Origin of the sequence: Porphyromonas sp. COT-239 OH1446, assembly GCF_000768875.1 — a bacterium.
GTDB lineage: Bacteria > Bacteroidota > Bacteroidia > Bacteroidales > Porphyromonadaceae > Porphyromonas.
In genome coordinates, this window is the sequence record NZ_JRAO01000015.1 from 111,871 (window position 1) to 130,302 (window position 18,432).

The 18,432-nt window shown below is 48.0% G+C and carries 17 protein-coding genes; 6 read left to right on the forward strand and 11 right to left on the reverse strand.

The features are described from left to right. Positions 1–78: 78 nt before the first annotated feature. Entirely contained in the window at positions 79–1,356 is a 1,278-nt protein-coding gene (gene glyA, locus HQ37_RS03715; protein ID WP_036880653.1) for a serine hydroxymethyltransferase, read from the reverse strand. 287 nt (positions 1,357–1,643) lie between these two features. Here glyA and folP point away from each other — a divergent pair, with 287 nt between their 5' ends. From folP to deoC, 4 genes are all read left to right on the forward strand, one after another. Further along, positions 1,644–2,552: a dihydropteroate synthase gene (gene folP, locus HQ37_RS03720; RefSeq protein ID WP_081951759.1), complete on the forward strand. Its 909-nt coding sequence runs from the start codon at positions 1,644–1,646 to the stop codon at positions 2,550–2,552. 4 nt (positions 2,553–2,556) lie between these two features. After that, a complete protein-coding gene (gene cdaA, locus HQ37_RS03725; RefSeq protein WP_036880655.1) occupies positions 2,557–3,324 on the forward strand; it encodes a diadenylate cyclase CdaA in 768 nt (255 codons plus the stop codon). A gap of 461 nt (positions 3,325–3,785) precedes the next feature. Then, the gene (locus HQ37_RS03730; RefSeq protein ID WP_036880658.1) at positions 3,786–4,124 is read left to right on the forward strand and encodes a nucleotide pyrophosphohydrolase; all 339 of its coding nucleotides are present in this window, start codon (positions 3,786–3,788) and stop codon (positions 4,122–4,124) included. Beyond that, the gene (deoC, locus tag HQ37_RS03735) at positions 4,105–4,977 is read left to right on the forward strand and encodes a deoxyribose-phosphate aldolase (protein WP_036880661.1); all 873 of its coding nucleotides are present in this window, start codon (positions 4,105–4,107) and stop codon (positions 4,975–4,977) included. Before HQ37_RS03730 ends, deoC begins: the two co-directional genes overlap by 20 nt. Positions 4,978–5,092: 115 nt before the next feature. Here the strand turns inward: deoC and HQ37_RS03740 are convergent, their stop codons facing one another. Continuing rightward, a complete protein-coding gene (locus HQ37_RS03740) occupies positions 5,093–6,223 on the reverse strand; it encodes a hypothetical protein (protein ID WP_036880663.1) in 1,131 nt (376 codons plus the stop codon). A 106-nt stretch (positions 6,224–6,329) separates the two neighbouring features. On the opposite strand from HQ37_RS03740, the gene HQ37_RS03745 reads away from it, so the two are divergent. Continuing rightward, positions 6,330–6,671: a translation initiation factor gene (locus tag HQ37_RS03745; protein WP_036880664.1), complete on the forward strand. Its 342-nt coding sequence runs from the start codon at positions 6,330–6,332 to the stop codon at positions 6,669–6,671. Between the two features lie 131 nt (positions 6,672–6,802). Next, entirely contained in the window at positions 6,803–9,250 is a 2,448-nt protein-coding gene (locus HQ37_RS03750) for a glycoside hydrolase family 2 TIM barrel-domain containing protein (RefSeq protein ID WP_235264635.1), read from the forward strand. Positions 9,251–9,373: 123 nt separating this feature from the next. Here HQ37_RS03750 and HQ37_RS03755 read toward each other — a convergent pair whose 3' ends face one another. The 9 genes from HQ37_RS03755 to HQ37_RS03795 all read right to left on the reverse strand — a co-directional run bounded on the left by HQ37_RS03755 (position 9,374) and on the right by HQ37_RS03795 (position 18,421). Beyond that, positions 9,374–9,961, reverse strand: a complete 588-nt coding sequence (locus HQ37_RS03755) for a sugar transferase (RefSeq protein ID WP_036880667.1) — start codon at positions 9,959–9,961, stop codon at positions 9,374–9,376. 6 nt (positions 9,962–9,967) lie between these two features. After that, positions 9,968–11,170, reverse strand: coding sequence for a DegT/DnrJ/EryC1/StrS aminotransferase family protein (locus HQ37_RS03760; protein WP_036880669.1), 1,203 nt, complete (start codon positions 11,168–11,170; stop codon positions 9,968–9,970). 48 nt (positions 11,171–11,218) lie between these two features. Continuing rightward, positions 11,219–12,667 carry an MATE family efflux transporter gene (locus tag HQ37_RS03765; RefSeq protein ID WP_152566781.1) on the reverse strand — a complete coding sequence of 483 codons (1,449 nt, stop codon included), beginning with the start codon at positions 12,665–12,667 and terminating at the stop codon, positions 11,219–11,221. An 83-nt stretch (positions 12,668–12,750) separates the two neighbouring features. Next, on the reverse strand, positions 12,751–13,650 hold the full coding sequence (locus HQ37_RS03770) for a glycosyltransferase family 2 protein (protein WP_036880673.1): 900 nt from the start codon (positions 13,648–13,650) through the stop codon (positions 12,751–12,753). Next, a complete protein-coding gene (gene wzy, locus HQ37_RS03775) occupies positions 13,647–15,053 on the reverse strand; it encodes an O-antigen polysaccharide polymerase Wzy (protein WP_036880676.1) in 1,407 nt (468 codons plus the stop codon). Before wzy ends, HQ37_RS03770 begins: the two co-directional genes overlap by 4 nt. Continuing rightward, entirely contained in the window at positions 15,046–16,164 is a 1,119-nt protein-coding gene (locus HQ37_RS03780; RefSeq protein ID WP_081951750.1) for a glycosyltransferase family 1 protein, read from the reverse strand. The genes wzy and HQ37_RS03780 overlap by 8 nt, the downstream gene beginning before the upstream one ends. Next, entirely contained in the window at positions 16,164–16,898 is a 735-nt protein-coding gene (locus HQ37_RS03785) for a CDP-alcohol phosphatidyltransferase family protein (protein WP_036880681.1), read from the reverse strand. Before HQ37_RS03785 ends, HQ37_RS03780 begins: the two co-directional genes overlap by 1 nt. Before the next feature lie 6 nt (positions 16,899–16,904). Next, the gene (locus HQ37_RS03790) at positions 16,905–17,996 is read right to left on the reverse strand and encodes a glycosyltransferase family 4 protein (RefSeq protein ID WP_036880683.1); all 1,092 of its coding nucleotides are present in this window, start codon (positions 17,994–17,996) and stop codon (positions 16,905–16,907) included. Positions 17,997–18,004: 8 nt separating this feature from the next. Further along, positions 18,005–18,421 carry an adenylyltransferase/cytidyltransferase family protein gene (locus HQ37_RS03795; protein WP_036880685.1) on the reverse strand — a complete coding sequence of 139 codons (417 nt, stop codon included), beginning with the start codon at positions 18,419–18,421 and terminating at the stop codon, positions 18,005–18,007. Between the last annotated feature and the right edge of the window lie 11 nt (positions 18,422–18,432).

Below are 18,432 nucleotides of genomic sequence, written 5' to 3' on the forward strand. Positions count from 1 at the left end.
GCACAGAAGCGAGTGAGGATATTCCCCAACAGAAGCTCTGTGCTATAGCATCGTTACCTCAGTCTCTCTCAGGACTGACTACCAAGCGAAGATCGGATACTTGACCATGGCCTCATTGACCTCGGCCCGTACGGCATCGATGACGGAGGCATCCTCAGGTGCAGAGAGCACTCTATCGATCTTGTCCACGATAGCATCCATCTCATGCTCCTTGAGGCCACGAGTAGTAATGGCAGGCGTTCCGACACGGATACCAGAGGTTTGGAAGGCTGAGCGGCTATCGAAGGGAACCATGTTCTTATTGACAGTGATGTCTGCAGCCACGAGAGCCTTCTCAGCGACCTTACCGGTGAGTTCGGGGAACTTAGTCCTTAGGTCAATAAGCATGCTGTGATTGTCTGTACCACCAGAGACCACGGTGTAGCCACGACGGATGAAAGCCTCAGCCATAGCCTTAGCATTCTTCTTGACCTGGATCTGATACTCCTTGAATGAAGGCTTGAGAGCCTCACCGAAGGCTACTGCCTTAGCGGCGATCACATGCTCGAGTGGCCCCCCCTGTACACCAGGGAAGACAGCCGAATCCAGCAGGGCAGACATTTTCTTGATCTCTCCCTTGGGTGTCTTCTTGCCCCAGGGGTTATCGAAGTCGCGGCCCATGAGGATGATCCCTCCACGAGGGCCACGCAGGGTCTTGTGGGTCGTAGAGGTTACGATGTGGGCATACTTGACGGGATTGTCGAGCTCGCCTGCAGCGATGAGTCCAGCAGGGTGAGCCATATCGATGAGCAGCAGCGCACCCACCTTGTCAGCGATCTCACGCATGCGCTTGTAGTCCCACTCACGAGAGTAGGCCGATCCACCGCCGATGATGAGCTTGGGGCGATGCTCTAGGGCTCTCTGCTCCATCTGGTCGTAGTCCACACGGCCATCTTCCTGACGGACGTTGTACTCTATGGGGCGATACAGCAGCCCTGAGCTGTTGACGGGCGAACCGTGCGAGAGGTGTCCGCCATGGGCTAGATTGAGCCCCATGAAGGTATCCCCCGGCTCGAGACAAGCCAGGAGCACAGCCATATTGGCCTGTGCACCCGAGTGTGGCTGCACATTGGCCCATTCTGCGCCGAAGAGCTGCTTGAGGCGGTCGATGGCCACCTGCTCTACTTGGTCTACGACCTCGCAACCACCGTAGTAACGCTTGCCTGGATAGCCCTCGGCATACTTGTTTGTCAGGCAGCTACCCATGGCCTGCATGACCTCTTGGCTTACGAAGTTCTCCGAGGCGATGAGCTCGATACCCTTGAGTTGTCTCTGGCTCTCCTGCTCGATGAGATTAAAGATTACTGCATCATTCATTGCTGCTTTTGTTTATTGTTTGACCTAAAAATGGTGAATTACCCAAAGAAGGTTCGGGCGCTTACCCGCCGGAGACAAAGATAATAATAACTTCCGTGCAAAGTTGCTCCAAAGCAGACCAAATAACCCTCCTCCAATTGCCTAAGCTCAGGATCGGCTGCCCAGCAAGGCCAGCATCGAAGGAGCAAAGAGATCTGCTGATCGAGCCTGCTGGGGACAAGTGTGGAGAAAAGCGTACCTTTACGGCTGGCATACAGCCCATACACCATCACAGATACCGAATGATAATGATCAAACGAACGCTCAACCTCTCGGGGCGGCTATACGACCTCTCGCGCCCCCTGGTCATGGGGATTGTGAACGTTACCCCGGACTCCTTCTACCCAGATAGCAGAGTACAAGGCGAGACAGCCCTACGCCAACGCCTCGAGATGATCGTCACCGAAGGGGGGGACCTCGTAGACCTAGGGGCCTATAGCTCTCGCCCAGGGGCGGATGAGGTCTCCGCCGAGGAAGAAATGCTCCGCCTCGCCCCAGCCCTCAAGATTCTAAGAGATGAATACCCCGAGCTCCCTATCTCGGTAGACACCTTCCGCTCGAGCGTGGCACGCTGGGCGGTGGAGGAGTACGGGGTCTCGATGATCAACGACATCTCTGGCGGCACGCTCGACGAGGCCATGGCACGCACCATCGCCGAGCTACAAGTGCCCTATGTGCTGATGCACATGCGGGGCACGCCGCAGACGATGCAGAGCATGACCCAGTATGACGATGTGGCCACAGCCGTAGCCGACTTCCTCATCGAGCGTGTGGGGCAGCTGTACGAGCTGGGGGTACATGACCTCATCATCGACCCAGGCTTCGGCTTCGGCAAGACCCTCGAGCAGAACTATGAGCTGCTCTCACAGCTACCTCAGCTCAAGAGCACGCTGGGCCTTCCGCTACTGGTCGGGCTCTCTCGCAAGAGCATGATCTATCGCCTGCTCGAGATCTCGAGCCCAGAGGCTCTCAATGGCACGAGCGTCCTGCACACCCTATGCCTAGAGCGAGGGGCAGACATCCTTAGGGTGCATGACGTCCTGGAGGCTAGGCAATGTGTACGCCTAGTGGAGCAGCTGCGACGCTCGAGCAAGCACAACGCCTCGGAGCACCTGAGCCTCTCTCGAGCCACTTCACTCACCTCAAACAACGGCTAGGGCTATGTGGTGGCTTCAATTCTCCCTCAAGGATGCCATCGACATCCTCCTGCTGGCCGTCTTCCTCTACTATACCTATACAGTGCTCAAGGCCTCTGGGAGCAAGGCGATCTTCACGGGTGTCATTGCCTTCTTCGGGCTGTGGATCTTGATCTCGCACATCCTCAAGATGCAGCTCATGGGGGCACTACTGGACAAGTTCGTCAATATTGGCTTCCTGGTGCTGGTGATCATCTTCCAGGATGAGATGAAGCAATTCCTCTCGACCATCGGTTCGGCACAGAAATGGAAGCGGTTTAGACGCTACTTCCGAGACAAGCGACAGCAAAGCGCAGATCGAGAGCGATACATCGCCCCCATCGTCCTGGCCTGCCTCAACCTCTCCCGCAAGCGCACGGGGGCTCTGATCGCTATACAGCAGAGCTTCGACCTCTCGGTCTACCAGCATGCGGGCGAACGCTTCGAGGCGGATGTCAATGCCCGACTGATCGAGACCATCTTCTTCAAGAATAGCCCCCTGCACGACGGGGCTATGATCATCGCCCAGGGGAAGATCCGTGCCGCAGGCTGCATCCTCCCCGTGGCGAGCAACCCCGATCTGAACAAGGATCTCGGCCTGCGCCACCGCTCGGCCCTAGGCCTCTCTCAGCAGACTGATGCCAAGGTCATCATCATCAGCGAAGAGCGAGGCACGATCTCGATGGCCTATCGGGGCGAGATCATGCTCGACATCACGGCCGAGCAGCTACAGGAGCTACTCAGCAAGGAATAGCTCTAGAGCTCCCCCGACCCCCTCCCATCACCCTCTATTGCAACCTCACTCGAGACCCAAATAGGAGCTCATTCGAGCTCCTATTTGGGTCTCTGATGCGATCCTATCTGAGCCTCAAGTGAAGTCCTATCTAGACTTCGAGTGCAAACCTCTCGATAGCTCATGCTAGGCCCAACCGAAACCCCGACAGCGAGCCTATACGAGACCTCGGTCGAGACCTCCATATTCCCTCAATAGACCCTCTAGGGGCAACTCGAAGGCTGCGGAAAGTCGTCGAGCCTCGTTATTCATTGAGGCATCCTATCTAGTCCCGTCTCGTGCTCAAACGAGAGAGAGGTGAGGAGGGAAGAGGTCGAGGCATAGTTAAAACCTTTTTTCGCTGGTATTTCGGGCGAATTAGCCTACTTTTGTAGAGTTTGCATTTGACCCCAGCACTCATGAGCGCATTAGCCCCAGAAGAGTTGAGCCTGAGACAGGCCCAGGAGACCGTAGACCAATGGATCAAGACCTATGGCGTACGCTACTTCAGCGAACTGACCAATATGGCTATACTGACCGAAGAGGTCGGTGAAGTGGCCCGCATCATGGCCCGCCGCTACGGAGACCAAAGCAACAAAAACGGCGAGAGCGATGCCTTAGCAGACGAATTGGCCGACGTGCTTTGGGTACTCATCTGCCTGGCCAACCAAACGGGCGTAGACCTTAGCGAGGCCTTCCGACGCAATATGGCCAAGAAGACCGCCCGAGACAGCACAAGACATATCAATAACCCCAAACTATATGAATCAGAACAAAAGTAAGTGGGAGGAGCTCTTCCTCTCCTACGCCCCCGTCCTCGAAGGGCAAGCCCTCCAAGAGGCCATCGACAAGATCCTAGAGAAGGAGTACGAGCAGTGCAATACCGTTGAGGTCAAGAAGGCCCTGCACGGCATGATCGACCTAACGACCCTCGCAGGAGCAGACACCGAGACCAAGGTAGCAGCCCTGGTACACTCTGTCAATGACTTCGAGGGTACAGACGAGAGCGTACCCAGCGTGGCCGCTATCTGCGTCTACCCCAACTTCGTCCCCACTGTACTAGAGACCCTCACGGCCGAAGGCGTACGAGTAGCCTGCGTGAGTGGAGCCTTCCCTGCCTCGCAGAGCTTCGCTGAGGTCAAGGTCGCCGAGGTCAGCCTCGCCGCACGAGCTGGGGCACATGAGATCGACATCGTACTCAACCTCGGTCGCTTCCTCGAGGGCGACTACACCGAGGCTGGCGACGAAATCTTCGAGCTCAAAAGTGCAGCCCGTGAGGCTCATCTAAAGGCAATCCTCGAAACTGGAGCTCTCCAAGAGCCCGAGCGCATCCGCCGAGCCAGTATCCTTGCTCTCGTCTCTGGAGCAGACTTCCTCAAGACCTCGACGGGCAAGGAGTACCCTGGAGCTTCGCTCGAGGCCGCCTATATCATGTGTAGCGTCATCCGAGAGTTCTACAAGAAGACGGGCGAGAAGCGTGGGATCAAGTTCAGCGGAGGCATCAAGACCTCTACCGACGCCGTACGCTACTACTGCATCGTCAAGGACGTCCTCGGCCAGGAGTGGCTCACACCCGAGCTCATGCGCATCGGGGCTAGCAGCCTCGTAGCTAACCTACAGAAGGACATCCTCTAGTCCTCCTCTCTAGGTCTCTACCCCCTCGAGGGCAGACCCTAGATCCTCAAAAAACAATTAGGGAGGGGCGAAACCATGGTTTCGCCCCTCCCTAATTGTATCATACGCCCCAGGGTTAGATACGCTTGATGTAAGATCGGCGTGTTTTGTGATGCTCACGCTCGAAGTAGTTCCACTGCATCTGTACCGCAGTATTGGTTTCGAGCTCAGGATTACTCTCTGCATACTCCACCCCATTGCGGTGAAAGATAGGGATGAGGTCATCAAAGAGCAAAGCATTCACCCCCTTGTTCTGATACTCTGGAATAACCCCGATAAGGTAGAGGTCTACAACCTTATTACCTCGGAAGTTCAACTCCTTGTACAGATGAGCCCATCCGAAGGGAAGTAAGCTGCCACCAGCCTTCTGCAATCCTCGGCTCAAATTGGGCATGGTAATGGCGAAGGCTACGACCTTGTCGTCCTCCTTTCGTACAATCACGGTAACGAAATCCAAGCGGATCATCGGGATATAGACCTTAACATAGTAATCGATCTGCTCACGGCTCAGTTCAGAGAAACCATACAGAGGGGCATAGGCCTGATTGAGCGTCTCAAAGATGCGGTGAGCGTAAGGCAAGACCTCTTTTTGACTCTTGAACTTAAGGATCTTGAGCCCGTACTTCTTACGCACAATCTCAGAGATACGCATGTGCTTCTCAGGCATCTGGGCCGGTACGAAGATTTTATACTCTCTCCAGTCTTGGTCTTTAACAAAACCCATGCGTTCCATCTGCTTAGGATAGTAGGCATAGTTATAGATCGTAGCCATTGTACCCAGCTGGTCAAAGCCCTCCACGAGCATTCCCTGGTGGTCTAGATCTGTAAAGCCCATGGGGCCCTGAAGCATCTCCTTACCTCGACGCTTGGCCCAATCGATCACAGCTCCAAATAGAGCATCTACGACCTCGTCATCATTGATGAAGTCTACGAAGCCAAAGCGAGCATTGTTTTGATTCCAAGTCTCATTAGCCTTGTTATTGATGATGCCAGCAATGCGCCCTACAATCTCACCATCTCGATAGGCTAAGAAGTAGGCTGCTTCGCAGAACTTGAAGGCGGGGTTCTTCTTTGCGTCAAGAGTCCTCAGCTCATCATCGATGAGCCCTGGGACATAGTAGCGGTTGCCCTTGTATAGCTTGAGATTGAACTTTACGAACTTCCTCATATCTGCCGAGGAAGATACTTGTCTGATTTCTACTGCCATTGTTTCTCTGCTCTGTGCACGTGCCTGGTCGGAGGACTATGGTACGGGCGATTAAGTCGTATATTTGCGAGCAAATATAGTCAAAACTTAGCAGGCATAGATCATTATGGCAGACTGGAAAAAGCGTCTGGGTGTCCTCTACAGCACAAACCCAGATTTCGACTACGAAAGGACCGATAGCTCACAGAGCATCGAAACCCTCCCTGAGGAACGGCAGGAGCTACGCATCTCCATCAGCCGACGCCATCGGGCAGGCAAAGAGGTCAGCCTCATCACGGGCTTTGTCGGATCAGAAGGAAGCCTAGAGGAGCTGGGCAAACTCCTCAAACAACGCTGCGGCGTAGGCGGGGCCGTCAAGCAGGGAGAGATCATCATCCAGGGTGACCAGCGAGACAAGCTCCTCGAGATCCTGCTTTCTCTCGGCTACAAGCGCACCCGAAAGGCTTAGCCCAAAGCTCAGTATTAGTCCGTATCTTTGAGGGCTCTCAAGCATTCTCAACAAAAAATCATCATAACATCATGACTAGATCCAAACTCTACACCGCTCTACTACTCTCGGGGCTTAGCCTGAACTCCTTGATGGCTCAGCGCACGCTGCAGACCCTCGAGGAGGGATGGCGATTTAGCCGAGAAGACAAGGCCCAGGCCGCACAGCCGTCCTTCGACGATCGCAAGTGGCAGAGCGTTACAGTACCCCATGACTGGGCCATCTATGGCCCTTTCAGCTTCGACAACGACAAGCAACACCTGGCCATTACCCAGGACGGACAAAAGGAGGCTATGGAGCACGCAGGACGTACGGGAGGCCTCCCCTTCGTCGGAGTAGGCTGGTATCGCCGCTCGCTCTCACTCCCTTCCTCCCTTGATGACAGGCGTGTACAGCTACGCTTCGACGGGGCTATGAGCCATGCCCGAGTGTATGTCAATGGCCAGGAGGCTGGCTATTGGCCCTATGGGTACAATACCTTCATCCTCGACATCACCCACCTCGTCCGCCCTGGGGACAACACCCTAGCCGTCCGCCTGGAGAATAAGCACGAGAGCAGTCGTTGGTACCCTGGTGCAGGCCTCTATCGCAATGTGCACCTGCTCATTACCCCTCAGACGCATATCGCCCATTGGGGGACGCAGATCCAAACGCCCCAGGTGAGCAAAGACTATGCTCGGGTAGAGGTGCGCACAGCTCTTGAGGGGCGTAGCCATCTAGGCTCATCGCACCTCACCTATGAGGGCAAGTTGCTCTCGCCCAAGGGGCAGGAGATCGCCTCCTTCCGCTCGGAGGGTATCGGGCAGAAGGCTCTCGAGCGAGACACGATCATCCGCTCTAGCTTCGGGGTAGATCGCCCCGAGCTTTGGGACATCAAGCAGCCCCACCTCTATCGCCATGTAGCTCTCCTCTACCGAGATGGGCAGCTCATCGACAGCGACACGACGAGCTTTGGCATTCGCTCGATAGAGCTCCGACAGCATGACGGGTTCTACCTGAATGGGCGCAAGATCAAGTTCCAGGGCGTTTGCCTCCACCACGACCAGGGGCCACTCGGGGCTGCAGTCAATGTGGCCTCTATGCGCCGCCAAATTCGCACCATGCAGGACATGGGGGCTAATGCCATCCGTACTAGCCACAATATGCCTGCCCCAGAGTTCGTTCGCCTATGCGACGAGATGGGGATGATGGTCATGGCCGAGAGCTTCGACAGCTGGGCAGTACCCAAAGTGCCCAATGGCTATAACCTCGACTTCGCCCAGTGGCATCGGAGAGACCTGACGAACCTTATCCGCCAATTCCGCAATAGCCCCTCCGTGGTTATGTGGTGCATCGGCAACGAGGTCAGCGAGCAGTGGAGGGACAATGGCTCCAAGACCCAATACACCCTGCAGGAGATCTGCCACCGAGAGGATCCTACACGCCCAGTAACCAATGGGATGGATGCTCCATTAGCTGTCCTCAAAAATGGCATGGCCGCCAGCCTCGACGTGCCAGGCTTCAACTACCGCCCACACCTCTACGACACGGCCCATCGTGTCCTCCCTCAGGGCTTCATCCTCGGCAGCGAGACCGCCTCTACACTCAGCTCTCGAGGCGTTTACAAGTTCCCCGTACAGCGCAGGGCCATGGCCAAGTACCCTGACCATCAAGCCTCTAGCTACGATGTAGAGCACTGCAGCTGGAGCAACCTACCCGAGGATGACTGGATGCGCCACGAGGATCACCCCTGGACAATGGGCGAATTTATTTGGACAGGTATCGACTACATTGGCGAGCCTACCCCTTACTACAGCGATTGGCCCAGCCATAGCTCACTCTTCGGAGCGGTAGACCTGGCGGGTATCCCCAAGGATCGCTTCTATCTCTATCGCAGTCATTGGAATAAGGAGGAGACCACGCTACACATCCTACCCCACTGGACCTGGCCAGGCAGAGAGGGCGAGGTAACCCCGATCTTCGTCTACACCAACTACCCCGAGGCCGAGCTCTTCATCAACGGCAAGAGCCAGGGACGTCAGCGCAAGGATCTAAGCGTACGTATTGCTGAGACAGAGCATTCTGAGGCGAAAAATAACTTCACCCGCCAGAGACGCTATCGCCTCATGTGGATGCAAACGAAGTACGAACCAGGCGAAGTACGGGTCGTTGCCTATGACAAGAGTGGGAAGGTCGCCGAGACCAAGACCCTGCGCACTGCGGGCAAGCCACACAGCCTTAAGCTCTCGGTCGATCGCTCAGAGATCGCTGCTGACGGGCGAGATATTGCCTTCGTTAGGGTAAGCCTCGTGGACAAGGAGGGCAACCTCATCCCCTCAGACCAGCGTCTAGTGAAGTTCAAGGTTGGGGGTGCAGGTAGCTTCAGGGCTGCTGCCTCGGGCAATCCAGCCTCACTTGACCTCTTCCACCTGCCCCAGCATCACCTCTTCTCGGGCGAGCTAACAGCCCTCGTGCAGAGCACAAAGCAGGCGGGTAAGATTACCCTCACTGTCTCGGCCAAGGGTGTCCGCTCCGCCACCATCACCCTACACAGCAAGTAGGGTGTGCCGAGGCCAAGCAACCAATAGAATTGGGCACTATTTCTACATTGATCAAAAGGACAGTCCCCTCGCAGTGCAAATGCACTGCGAGGGGACTGTCCTATATCGGTGTGAGATAGAGCATTAAAGGAATACAGCTCTCAAGGTCATCAGTATAATTGACAAATCCTTCACAAAGCTTTGGTCTTTTATATACTCTAAATTTATCTTCAGCTTATCTGGCATGATAACCTCTCGATAGAAAGCCTCAGGATCCTCTGCAGACTCTAATAGCTCGTTCTCATTGCGATACTTAATAGAGGCCAAGTCCGTAATACCAGGTCTTACCTTGAGTACCTGCATCTGCTCTGCGGTATATAGATCCACATAGCGACGCACCTCAGGTCGAGGCCCTACAACGCTCATATCGCCTTTGAGGACATTGATGAGCTGTGGAAACTCGTCTAGCTTGAACTTACGAATATAATACCCCGAAGGCGTCACACGAGGATCGCGACCTCCGACTGTAATGAGACTGCCCTTGTCCGAGCCAGGTCTCATAGAGCGAAACTTGTAGAGCTGGAAATCCTTATTATCTCGTCCTACTCGGATCTGCTTGTAGAAGACCGGTCCTTGGGAGTCTACTTTGATCCAGATAGCGATGATGACAAACAATGGGCTCAATAGGAGCAACCCTATCAAGCTCATAACAATATCAAAGATTCTCTTCATCTGTCTTTAGCCGATGAGTTGAGTGAAATGCTCTAGCACATAAGCCACATCGTCATCTGAAAGGCAGTTGTGGAGTGGGAGTGAAATCTCGTTCGCATACTGCGCATAGGCATTAGGATAATCCTTGATATCAAAGCCTAGAGCCTTGTAAGCGGTCATCATAGGCAGAGGTTTGTAGTGTACATTGCAGGTAATCCCCTGCTCAGCCATCTTAATAATGATCGCATTACGCTCCTCTACACCCTTGCCTATTAGACGTACCAAGTATAGGTGCCCACATGAGTCTCCATGCTCAGAGTAGTGCTCAAGCACCTGTAGGGGTAGCCCCTTCAAGCCTTCGTTGTACATCTCCACGATCTGACGACGGCGTGCAAGCATCTGATCGTAGCGCTCGAGCTGAGCCAAACCAATAGAGGCAACTACATCGGTCATATTGCACTTGTAGAGAGGCGCGATAATATCATACTCCCAAGCCCCAAGCTGAGTCTTAGCTAGAGCATCCTTATTCTGTCCATGTAGAGAGTAAAGCATAAACTCCTTGTAGAGTGCATCAGGCTCAATGACAGGTATAGGCCTCCAAGTCAATGCCCCGCCCTCAGCAGTAGTAAGATTCTTCACTGCATGGAAAGAGAATGATGTGAAGTCTGCTATCTCTCCACACATCTTACCCTTGCGACGAGAGCCAAATCCGTGTGCAGCATCCGCCATCACGATAACACGACCAAAGGCTTCCTGAATCTTATTGCTAGCCTTGAAAAGATGTTTCTTACGCTCTACAGCAGCAAAGATGCGGTCATAGTCACAGACTACTCCACCAAGGTCTACAGGGATAATCACCTTAGTCCGCTCTGTGATAGCGTCCTCTAGTGCCTGATAATCCATCTCGAAAGAGTCTGGGGCAGTATCTACGAGGACTACCTTCGCCCCGACATGGCACACAACACTCGCGCTTGCAGTGTAAGTATATGCACTCGTAATCACCTCGTCTCCAGGACCTACCCCGAGGACATGCAGGATAGCCTCCATACAAGCCGTAGCCGAATTGAGGCACACAGCCCTCTCTGTGTGGCAATACTCTGCGATCTTGCTCTCGAAGAGCTTAGTCTTAGGGCCAGTAGTGATCCAACCTGAGCGAAGGGCTTCGGCGACTAGTGCGATCTCACTCTCTGTAATATCAGGAGGAGAAAAAGGGATATTCTTTCTGTTCATAGTTTTATCTATTTACTTGTACTGAAGAAAATGGTTGTTTCCAAGTTATTAAAGAGATATCTTCCTTTGTATAATTTTTACAATTTTAAACCTTTCTTCTTTACGAAGAATGCAAAAGAATACAGAGACTAACATATACAACATTAATACCCCAAACTGAAGAACTAGGAAATATCCATCTGAATAACAAAAAAGTCTATAGGGAATGACGAATAAAGTGATACAGCATAAAAAGACTAAACAAGGAATAATTACTTGATGGGAATAGGACCTAAAATTGAAATCTTCCTGTCGATAGGCTAGGAGTAGTATCAAAGAGAAATTCAGGAGCTCTACTAGAGCCATTGCAATAAACACATAATGATATGGAAGTCCATTTAGCAAAATGATGTAGGCAATAGGTAGATTTAACAGCATAACCGATAGTTCAATTAATTGGTATCTTGCCAGTCTCGCCGAGGCTTTAAATACTAGATCAATAGGCCCATGCAGACTACGAAGAGCGGTATACCCTAAAATAGACAACACCATTTCTACTGAATATTGAGGAACTTCACCAAGCCAAATTTCCAATAAAGGGACACAATACAGCCCAATGACTGTAGATAATAATATATAGACAGAAAATGATATTCTTGAGGAGAGTAGTACCAAGTACCAGAATCGATCCATATCTCTATTCCCGTAGAGCATCATTGCTTGAGGCCGAAATGCCACAAGAATGTTTTCCACGAATACAAGAAGTGCTGACTGCACCTGATAGGCGATTGCTCTAGCTGCATTTACAGCAACTCCTCCAAATAAGTTTAACATATAATTAACTCCCTGCGTTGTCAATGCATAGGCTGTATTTCCCATGAAGTTCCATCCCGCAAATTGGGTCATTTGACGAAATAACTTTTGATCCCAGAAAAAAGCTCTACGAGATTCCGGAAAATTTCTTCTACAGTAAATAATGCTAGCTCCTCTGATAATAATTGCGACAAAAAGAAGAGAAGCAGCATAGAGGATAGCCTTATCCCCTATGAAGAGTTTTAAAACAAGAACAGCGGATAATCTCAGTATAGCATCAAAGATAGAGATATACGCATAGGCTCCCATCTTCTCATTAGCTATAATCAAGGCATCATAGGGGATGGATATAATGGCGAGTACGGTTGTAAAGATTGAAAATTGCAGTACAAGGTGAGAAGTTAGGAGTTTCGACGGCTCGACATTCAAATGTTGTACCATTATAGAGCCTGCAACCTCTACGACAAGAATAAAAACAATGGCGATACCTATATGGATAAGGACTCCCATATTGAATATCTTGTTTAGTGCCATTGGGTTATTTTGCCCCTTTACCACATTTAGGAATCTCTGTATTGAGGTTACAAATACTGTTTTAAGAGAGGCAAACATTGCGACAATCCCCCCGACGACATTATATAATCCATAATCTTCAACTCCTAACTGAGCGAGCAGGACTCTAGATGTATAAAGAGTAATAGCCATCAAAAGAAGCATTCTCATGTACATAAAGATTGTATTGGAGGCTATTTTTCTTGAATTTAGCATGGAAGAACCCATTAGCACGTTTAGATATCTATTTTCCCGTAATCTAAGAACGGCACTCCTTTGTATCGATGAGACACGTATCTCAACCCTCGTAGAAAGCCTACAATAGATGCAAATGATCCTTTAGCAAGTGCGAACCCGATGGCATCGACCAAAACTCCTAGCAAAACCAAGGCATAAGAAACCCTGGACACAAAATCTCTAGAAGTATTCTTTTGGTAAAAGTATGAGTACCCTGCAACTTTACACGCAAAAGACTCTACAGGGTCGTATCTTCCAATAGAAGAATGGTTATGCAAGACCTTAGCATCTGTCGCAAATGCAAGAGGATACTTACGGCTTACTCTGTAAGAGAAATCCATATCCTCCCCTAAGCAGTATCTAATTAGGGTTTCGTCAAATTGGAACTCTTGAAAAATTTCAATCTTGTACGCTGTTACTCCTCCAGGAAGGATGGGAGTGTCAACCAATCGTTGACTAACAAAACCAGAATTGCACTTCTTACGAACATCATGAAAAGGGCCCACATGAAAAATTGAGAAAATTAAGAGTTTGAATCTAGATGATTTGCTATTTCTTTGTCTTCCACAAATTCCTTTATATTGAGGATTTTCTACAAAATGTCGATTGAGAGTTTCGAAGTAATTGTGATCAACAATAATGTCATCATCAAAAAAATGAATAAGCTCACAGTCACAATACTTCACCCCAAGATTTTTGGCCATAGTAAGGCCTGAAATATTGGGTTTATGCAAATGATTAATCACAAATTTCGATGAATTCAAAACAGACTCTATGTGAGAGGATTGGTCTACAATAATGACTTTCTCTGGCAGCACACTAGATTGTTCGATACTCTCTAAGATTCGTTGGAGATCTTCCGGTCTATCTTTTGTCGGAATTACAACATCAAATTTCATTTCTTCGTCAGTTTATATATATATCTTGGGATAAACATATACCAAAAAATACCCCTCACTAAATCGGCAAACTCCCCTCTTGGATACATCGACAAATAAATACAAATAATCGCAAGGGAAGCATATGTAATGGGGGAATTGAGAGCGAGAGCTCTATTTTCGGCTCTCTGTAGTATGTAGCCAAATACAAGGGGTATTAGTATTAGTCCGAAATACCCAAAATTAATATAAGATTCAGCAACACAACTATATCCCAATGCTCCACCAAAGTCATAAAAATTTCTATCGACTATTTTGGTAATCCATCTCCCCAAAGTCCCGTAAGTTTCAGCAGGATGTTTATCCCAAAATAAATTAGGAAATACAGATGTCAGATTCATGATATAGGTGACCCCGTATCTAAATGGATACTCTTTGGGGACTAACTCTTTAGTGTAAACGACAGTTTGCAGAGATTTTCCCATATCGTATACCGTTTCAAATGAATTCGACTGGTCAGATGTAAAGATTTCTTTTGCAGATGCGGTAGCAATCCCTCCATCATTTCGAGTCTTCCTCATAGCAGGGAATATGAAGAATATCACAAGTGCGGCTAATCCACCTCCAATATAAAATAACCATTTCTTCTTTAGCGTTCTTACCCGATAAGAGCTCTTTTTCACAGTTACCGCATAGAAAATAAGCAACACAGGAGTAATGGTAGCAGATCTATATCCCATAAATAACTGCACGAGACAATGAGCAAGAATAAGAAACAGGGCGATCTTCTCGTGCTTAGATCGATTTTCTGCGCCAAACAGAACGTAAAAAGCTCCTGGCAGATAGAAATAAGATAAGATCTTCAATCCTGAAGGGATGGCATTCAGAGCGACCTCTTGATAAAGGGAGGCATATCCATACGTGAAGACAAAGAATAGTTTGGTAGCATTGACGTACAAATAAAATGGGAATGAAAGTAGTAGAATCCAATAGCCTACCTGAACAGCATGCTGATCTGATACATATTTTTCTTGGGTTCTAGTATCCTGTTTTGGCAATGTCAGACCAAACAAGAAAAAAGATAGATACAGATGAACATCCATCACTGCATCCATCACTTGATCTAAGGAGAACTTTCCCATAAGTAATGGAGTACTAAGTGCTCCAATCGCATTGAGAAATAATTGCCCTTGCATATACAAGAAGAACAAGAGCAAGAATATAATTACAATCCGAAAGAATCCTTTAAGCCATTGAGTCAAACTAAAAATTATCAATGGCATGAATATCGCACTCTCGAGAGAAATAAGATACACTAACTCTGGGCTAATAGGGGTAAAAGAGCCAACCAACCTAAAAAACAGAGAGAACAGGAGTAAAAAGAATGCTAATATTCTAATACCTCTTCTACCATCCCTAACCATATAAGAGCCTTAATTTGTTCCAAGTAGATTCAATCGTGTATCCATTTCTTGTTAAGCCTTTTATCCTTTCAGAGGCCGACACATTGAATTTGCTATCAATTATCGAAACTAGGGTTTCGGCCCAATAATCAGAAGATAGATCGAGACTAACAAATTTGACCAAACCTAGCCCCATATCTACTTCTTTAGAAATATTATCCGAGATTAAACATGGAAGCCCTGAAGCTTGTGCCTCTACCAGTGTTACGGGTAGCCCCTCGAACAAGGATGGCATTAATAGTATATCCGATGCCCCTAATAAGAAAGGGATATCTTCCCTATTCCCTAAGAACTTTACCACACTCTCGAGATTCTTTTGCTGGACTAGGTTTTGAATACTTTCGAGCACTTCACCATCTCCAACAAGAAAAAGGAGGCCGTCAGGACATCTATCATAAAACTTAGAGAATATTTCGACAATCTTAGAATGATTCTTGACAGGGACAAACCTAGCAACGCTAATGACAAGCTGCGCAGATAGAGGAATTCCTAATCTTTTTCGGATTTCCGCTTTGTCAAGCGAAGGAAATATAAAATCATGTATCGCGACTGCATTATTGAGAATGAATCGGCTATCAGGGCATTCTTGTCTAAATAAGGACTTATATGCATCTATTCCACACGCCACTTTGTGAGTGGCGCAGGTTTCGATTAATCTAAAAGATAAAGAGCGGTATAATTTACGCCATAGCGTATCCCGATAGCCATCTGTTGTACTGTGGCTGTGCATAATCCGGGTAGGAATACCTGCCTCTTTAGCTACTCTTAATATTAATCCTCCAAAATGAAAGACATGACAGTGTATGACATCAAAGGGACCATATTCCCGAAGGAAAAGCCGAAAAGCTTTTAGATTTTTATATACAGTGCTCCAAGTGACAGGATAAGGATTGTGCCAAACTCTCCCCCCTAGAGCTAATATCTCTGGCTCATAAGATCCTACATGACTTGTGTTCACAGAGAATGTAAACTCATATTTATCTGGGTCATGGGTTCGCAAGACATTCATTAGAAAGGTTTCTTGCCCCGCTCGATCCATTCGACCGACAACCTCTAGAATTCTTCGTTTCATTAGCGAGCCTTGACTGCGTAATACAAAGTGATAATTATGAGGCTAACAACCTGAAATAAACAATAAAAGAAGGTCATTAAGTCATAGATATGAAAAACACATGCAACAATTAGAAAAGGCATAAATAATCCAGATATACCTAATTCTTTGTCAACCCTACTTCGAATATATTGTAGAGAGAATTTCTGCTTAGCCTCATTCTCTGGGATCGCCGATGCATTATCATTGACGACCATAGTGGTGTATGTATACTTCTGATGGATAAGCCTACACAATAATCCTGAGACAGAGGATACACCACCCAATATTATGCATCCAATCAGATAGGGAGACGATACTATTGACGATGTATTGTAAGCCGCAACACCAATTCCAAGAAAAATGAAACCTGTCACATAGTAACCACTTATTGCATCTACAAATTCGCCATATTCTGAGCTTTTCTTTTGGACTCGCGCAATGTTCCCATCCACACAATCCAGGATCAGCCATAATTGCGTTAATATCACTCCAGTTATTCGAGAGAGTTCGTTATCAATTAACAAAAATCCAAAACCCGTTAATGCAACACAGATGGAGAGTATAGATGCGCCCCACGCAGAACACCTTAAGTTGATCAATATCCAAGTAAGAGGAAAAGAAGCTTTTCTTACAAAAAGTTTTACCCAAAGAGAACTTTTACTGTTTTTTTTGATCGGCAATGATTCTACAATGTCCTTATAAGAATAATACATACGGTTTTACTTTTTTATTATCTCTATAATTCTATTTTCAATGATGTTGATATCATATTGTTTGATTGCATCCTTATTGAAGAGCCCCATAGACCTACCAAGGCCTTGATTCTCAGACAAATAGCGTATCGCATCTGCATATCTCGAGCTATCTTTTGGGGAGACTAATATCCCTCCTACTCCGTCTTTAATTAGATCGACATTACCCCTAATGTTAGATGCAATGATCGGCTTTCCACAAGCCATAGCCTCCATCAAAGCCAAAGACAATCCTTCTTGGAGAGATGGAAGTACAAATATGTCGCAAGAGTTACAAAGCTGTCCGATATCTCTCCTAAAGCCCAAAAAATGAATCCGTCTCTCTAATCCTAACCCGATCACTCTTTCTCTTAACTTCCTGTACAACATCCCCTCTCCTGCTATGAAGTAATGGATATCAACGTCTTGAAGTGATCCAATGGCCTCTATAACGGCAATATGGTTCTTTCTAGGTATAAGTTCTCCAACCGAGAGTAGTTTAATACTCTTTTCACTAAGGTTAAATTCAGAGTTAAACAAGCTCGATTCATTAGGGGAAAATTTTTTGATATCTACTCCAATACCATTTATAAAGCACTTGTGTCTAGCATAGAATTTTTGAGAAGCGTCGAAGTCTTCTTTATTAATGGTTACTAGTGTATAAGTCCACTTAGATAGGAGCTTTTCTACGTTATAATAGAGGATATTATTGATCAAAGGAGCTCCTTTATAAAAATGAAATCCATGGGCCATGTACACAACTTTAATCCCATACTTCTTACCAACCAAACGTCCCATTAGGCCTCCGACTGGTTCATGACAAAATATCACATCATATCCACGAGAAGCAACTAAGGAACACAGTTTACGATAGGCCCCTAGATTCTTATAGCTATAAGGATTCCTTGCAAATGGAACTTCATGAAGGATAAATCCTTTTTGCCTCAATTCTTGAAAATATTTTCCTGTAATAGAACAGGCGGATTCTACGACATAACCTTCTTCCTGAAGCCTTATGATATGTCTAGTCATAAAATTCCAGATCATAGAGTCCGTTGTACACAACAGTAAAATTCTCATAAGTATGTTTATTTCCCTAGTTTATTTCTCAATATAGTTGAACTAATCCCATCCGTATGCTCTAAATAAACGACATCACATCCAACTGCAGCAAACTCCTTCTCATAAGTGTCCCATGCCTCTGTTCCCTTCCAATCTGATCCAACGAAAACCACGTCTACTCCGAGCTCTTTCACTGGGCGAATTTTCTGCATATCAGATTGAAGAACGACCTTGTCGACATACCGAATAGCCTCCACAATTGCAACTCGTTCTTTCTCATTAATGATTGGTAGTTTATTCTTTCTCTTAAGACAAAGTGCATCAGTTGTGACACCAACTATAAGTACCTCGCATAGATCCTTGGCCCTGCGTAGTATATTTAGGTGACCGATATGAAACATATCATATACTCCTGTTGTATAGCCAATCTTATACTTCTTCATAAAGATTACCA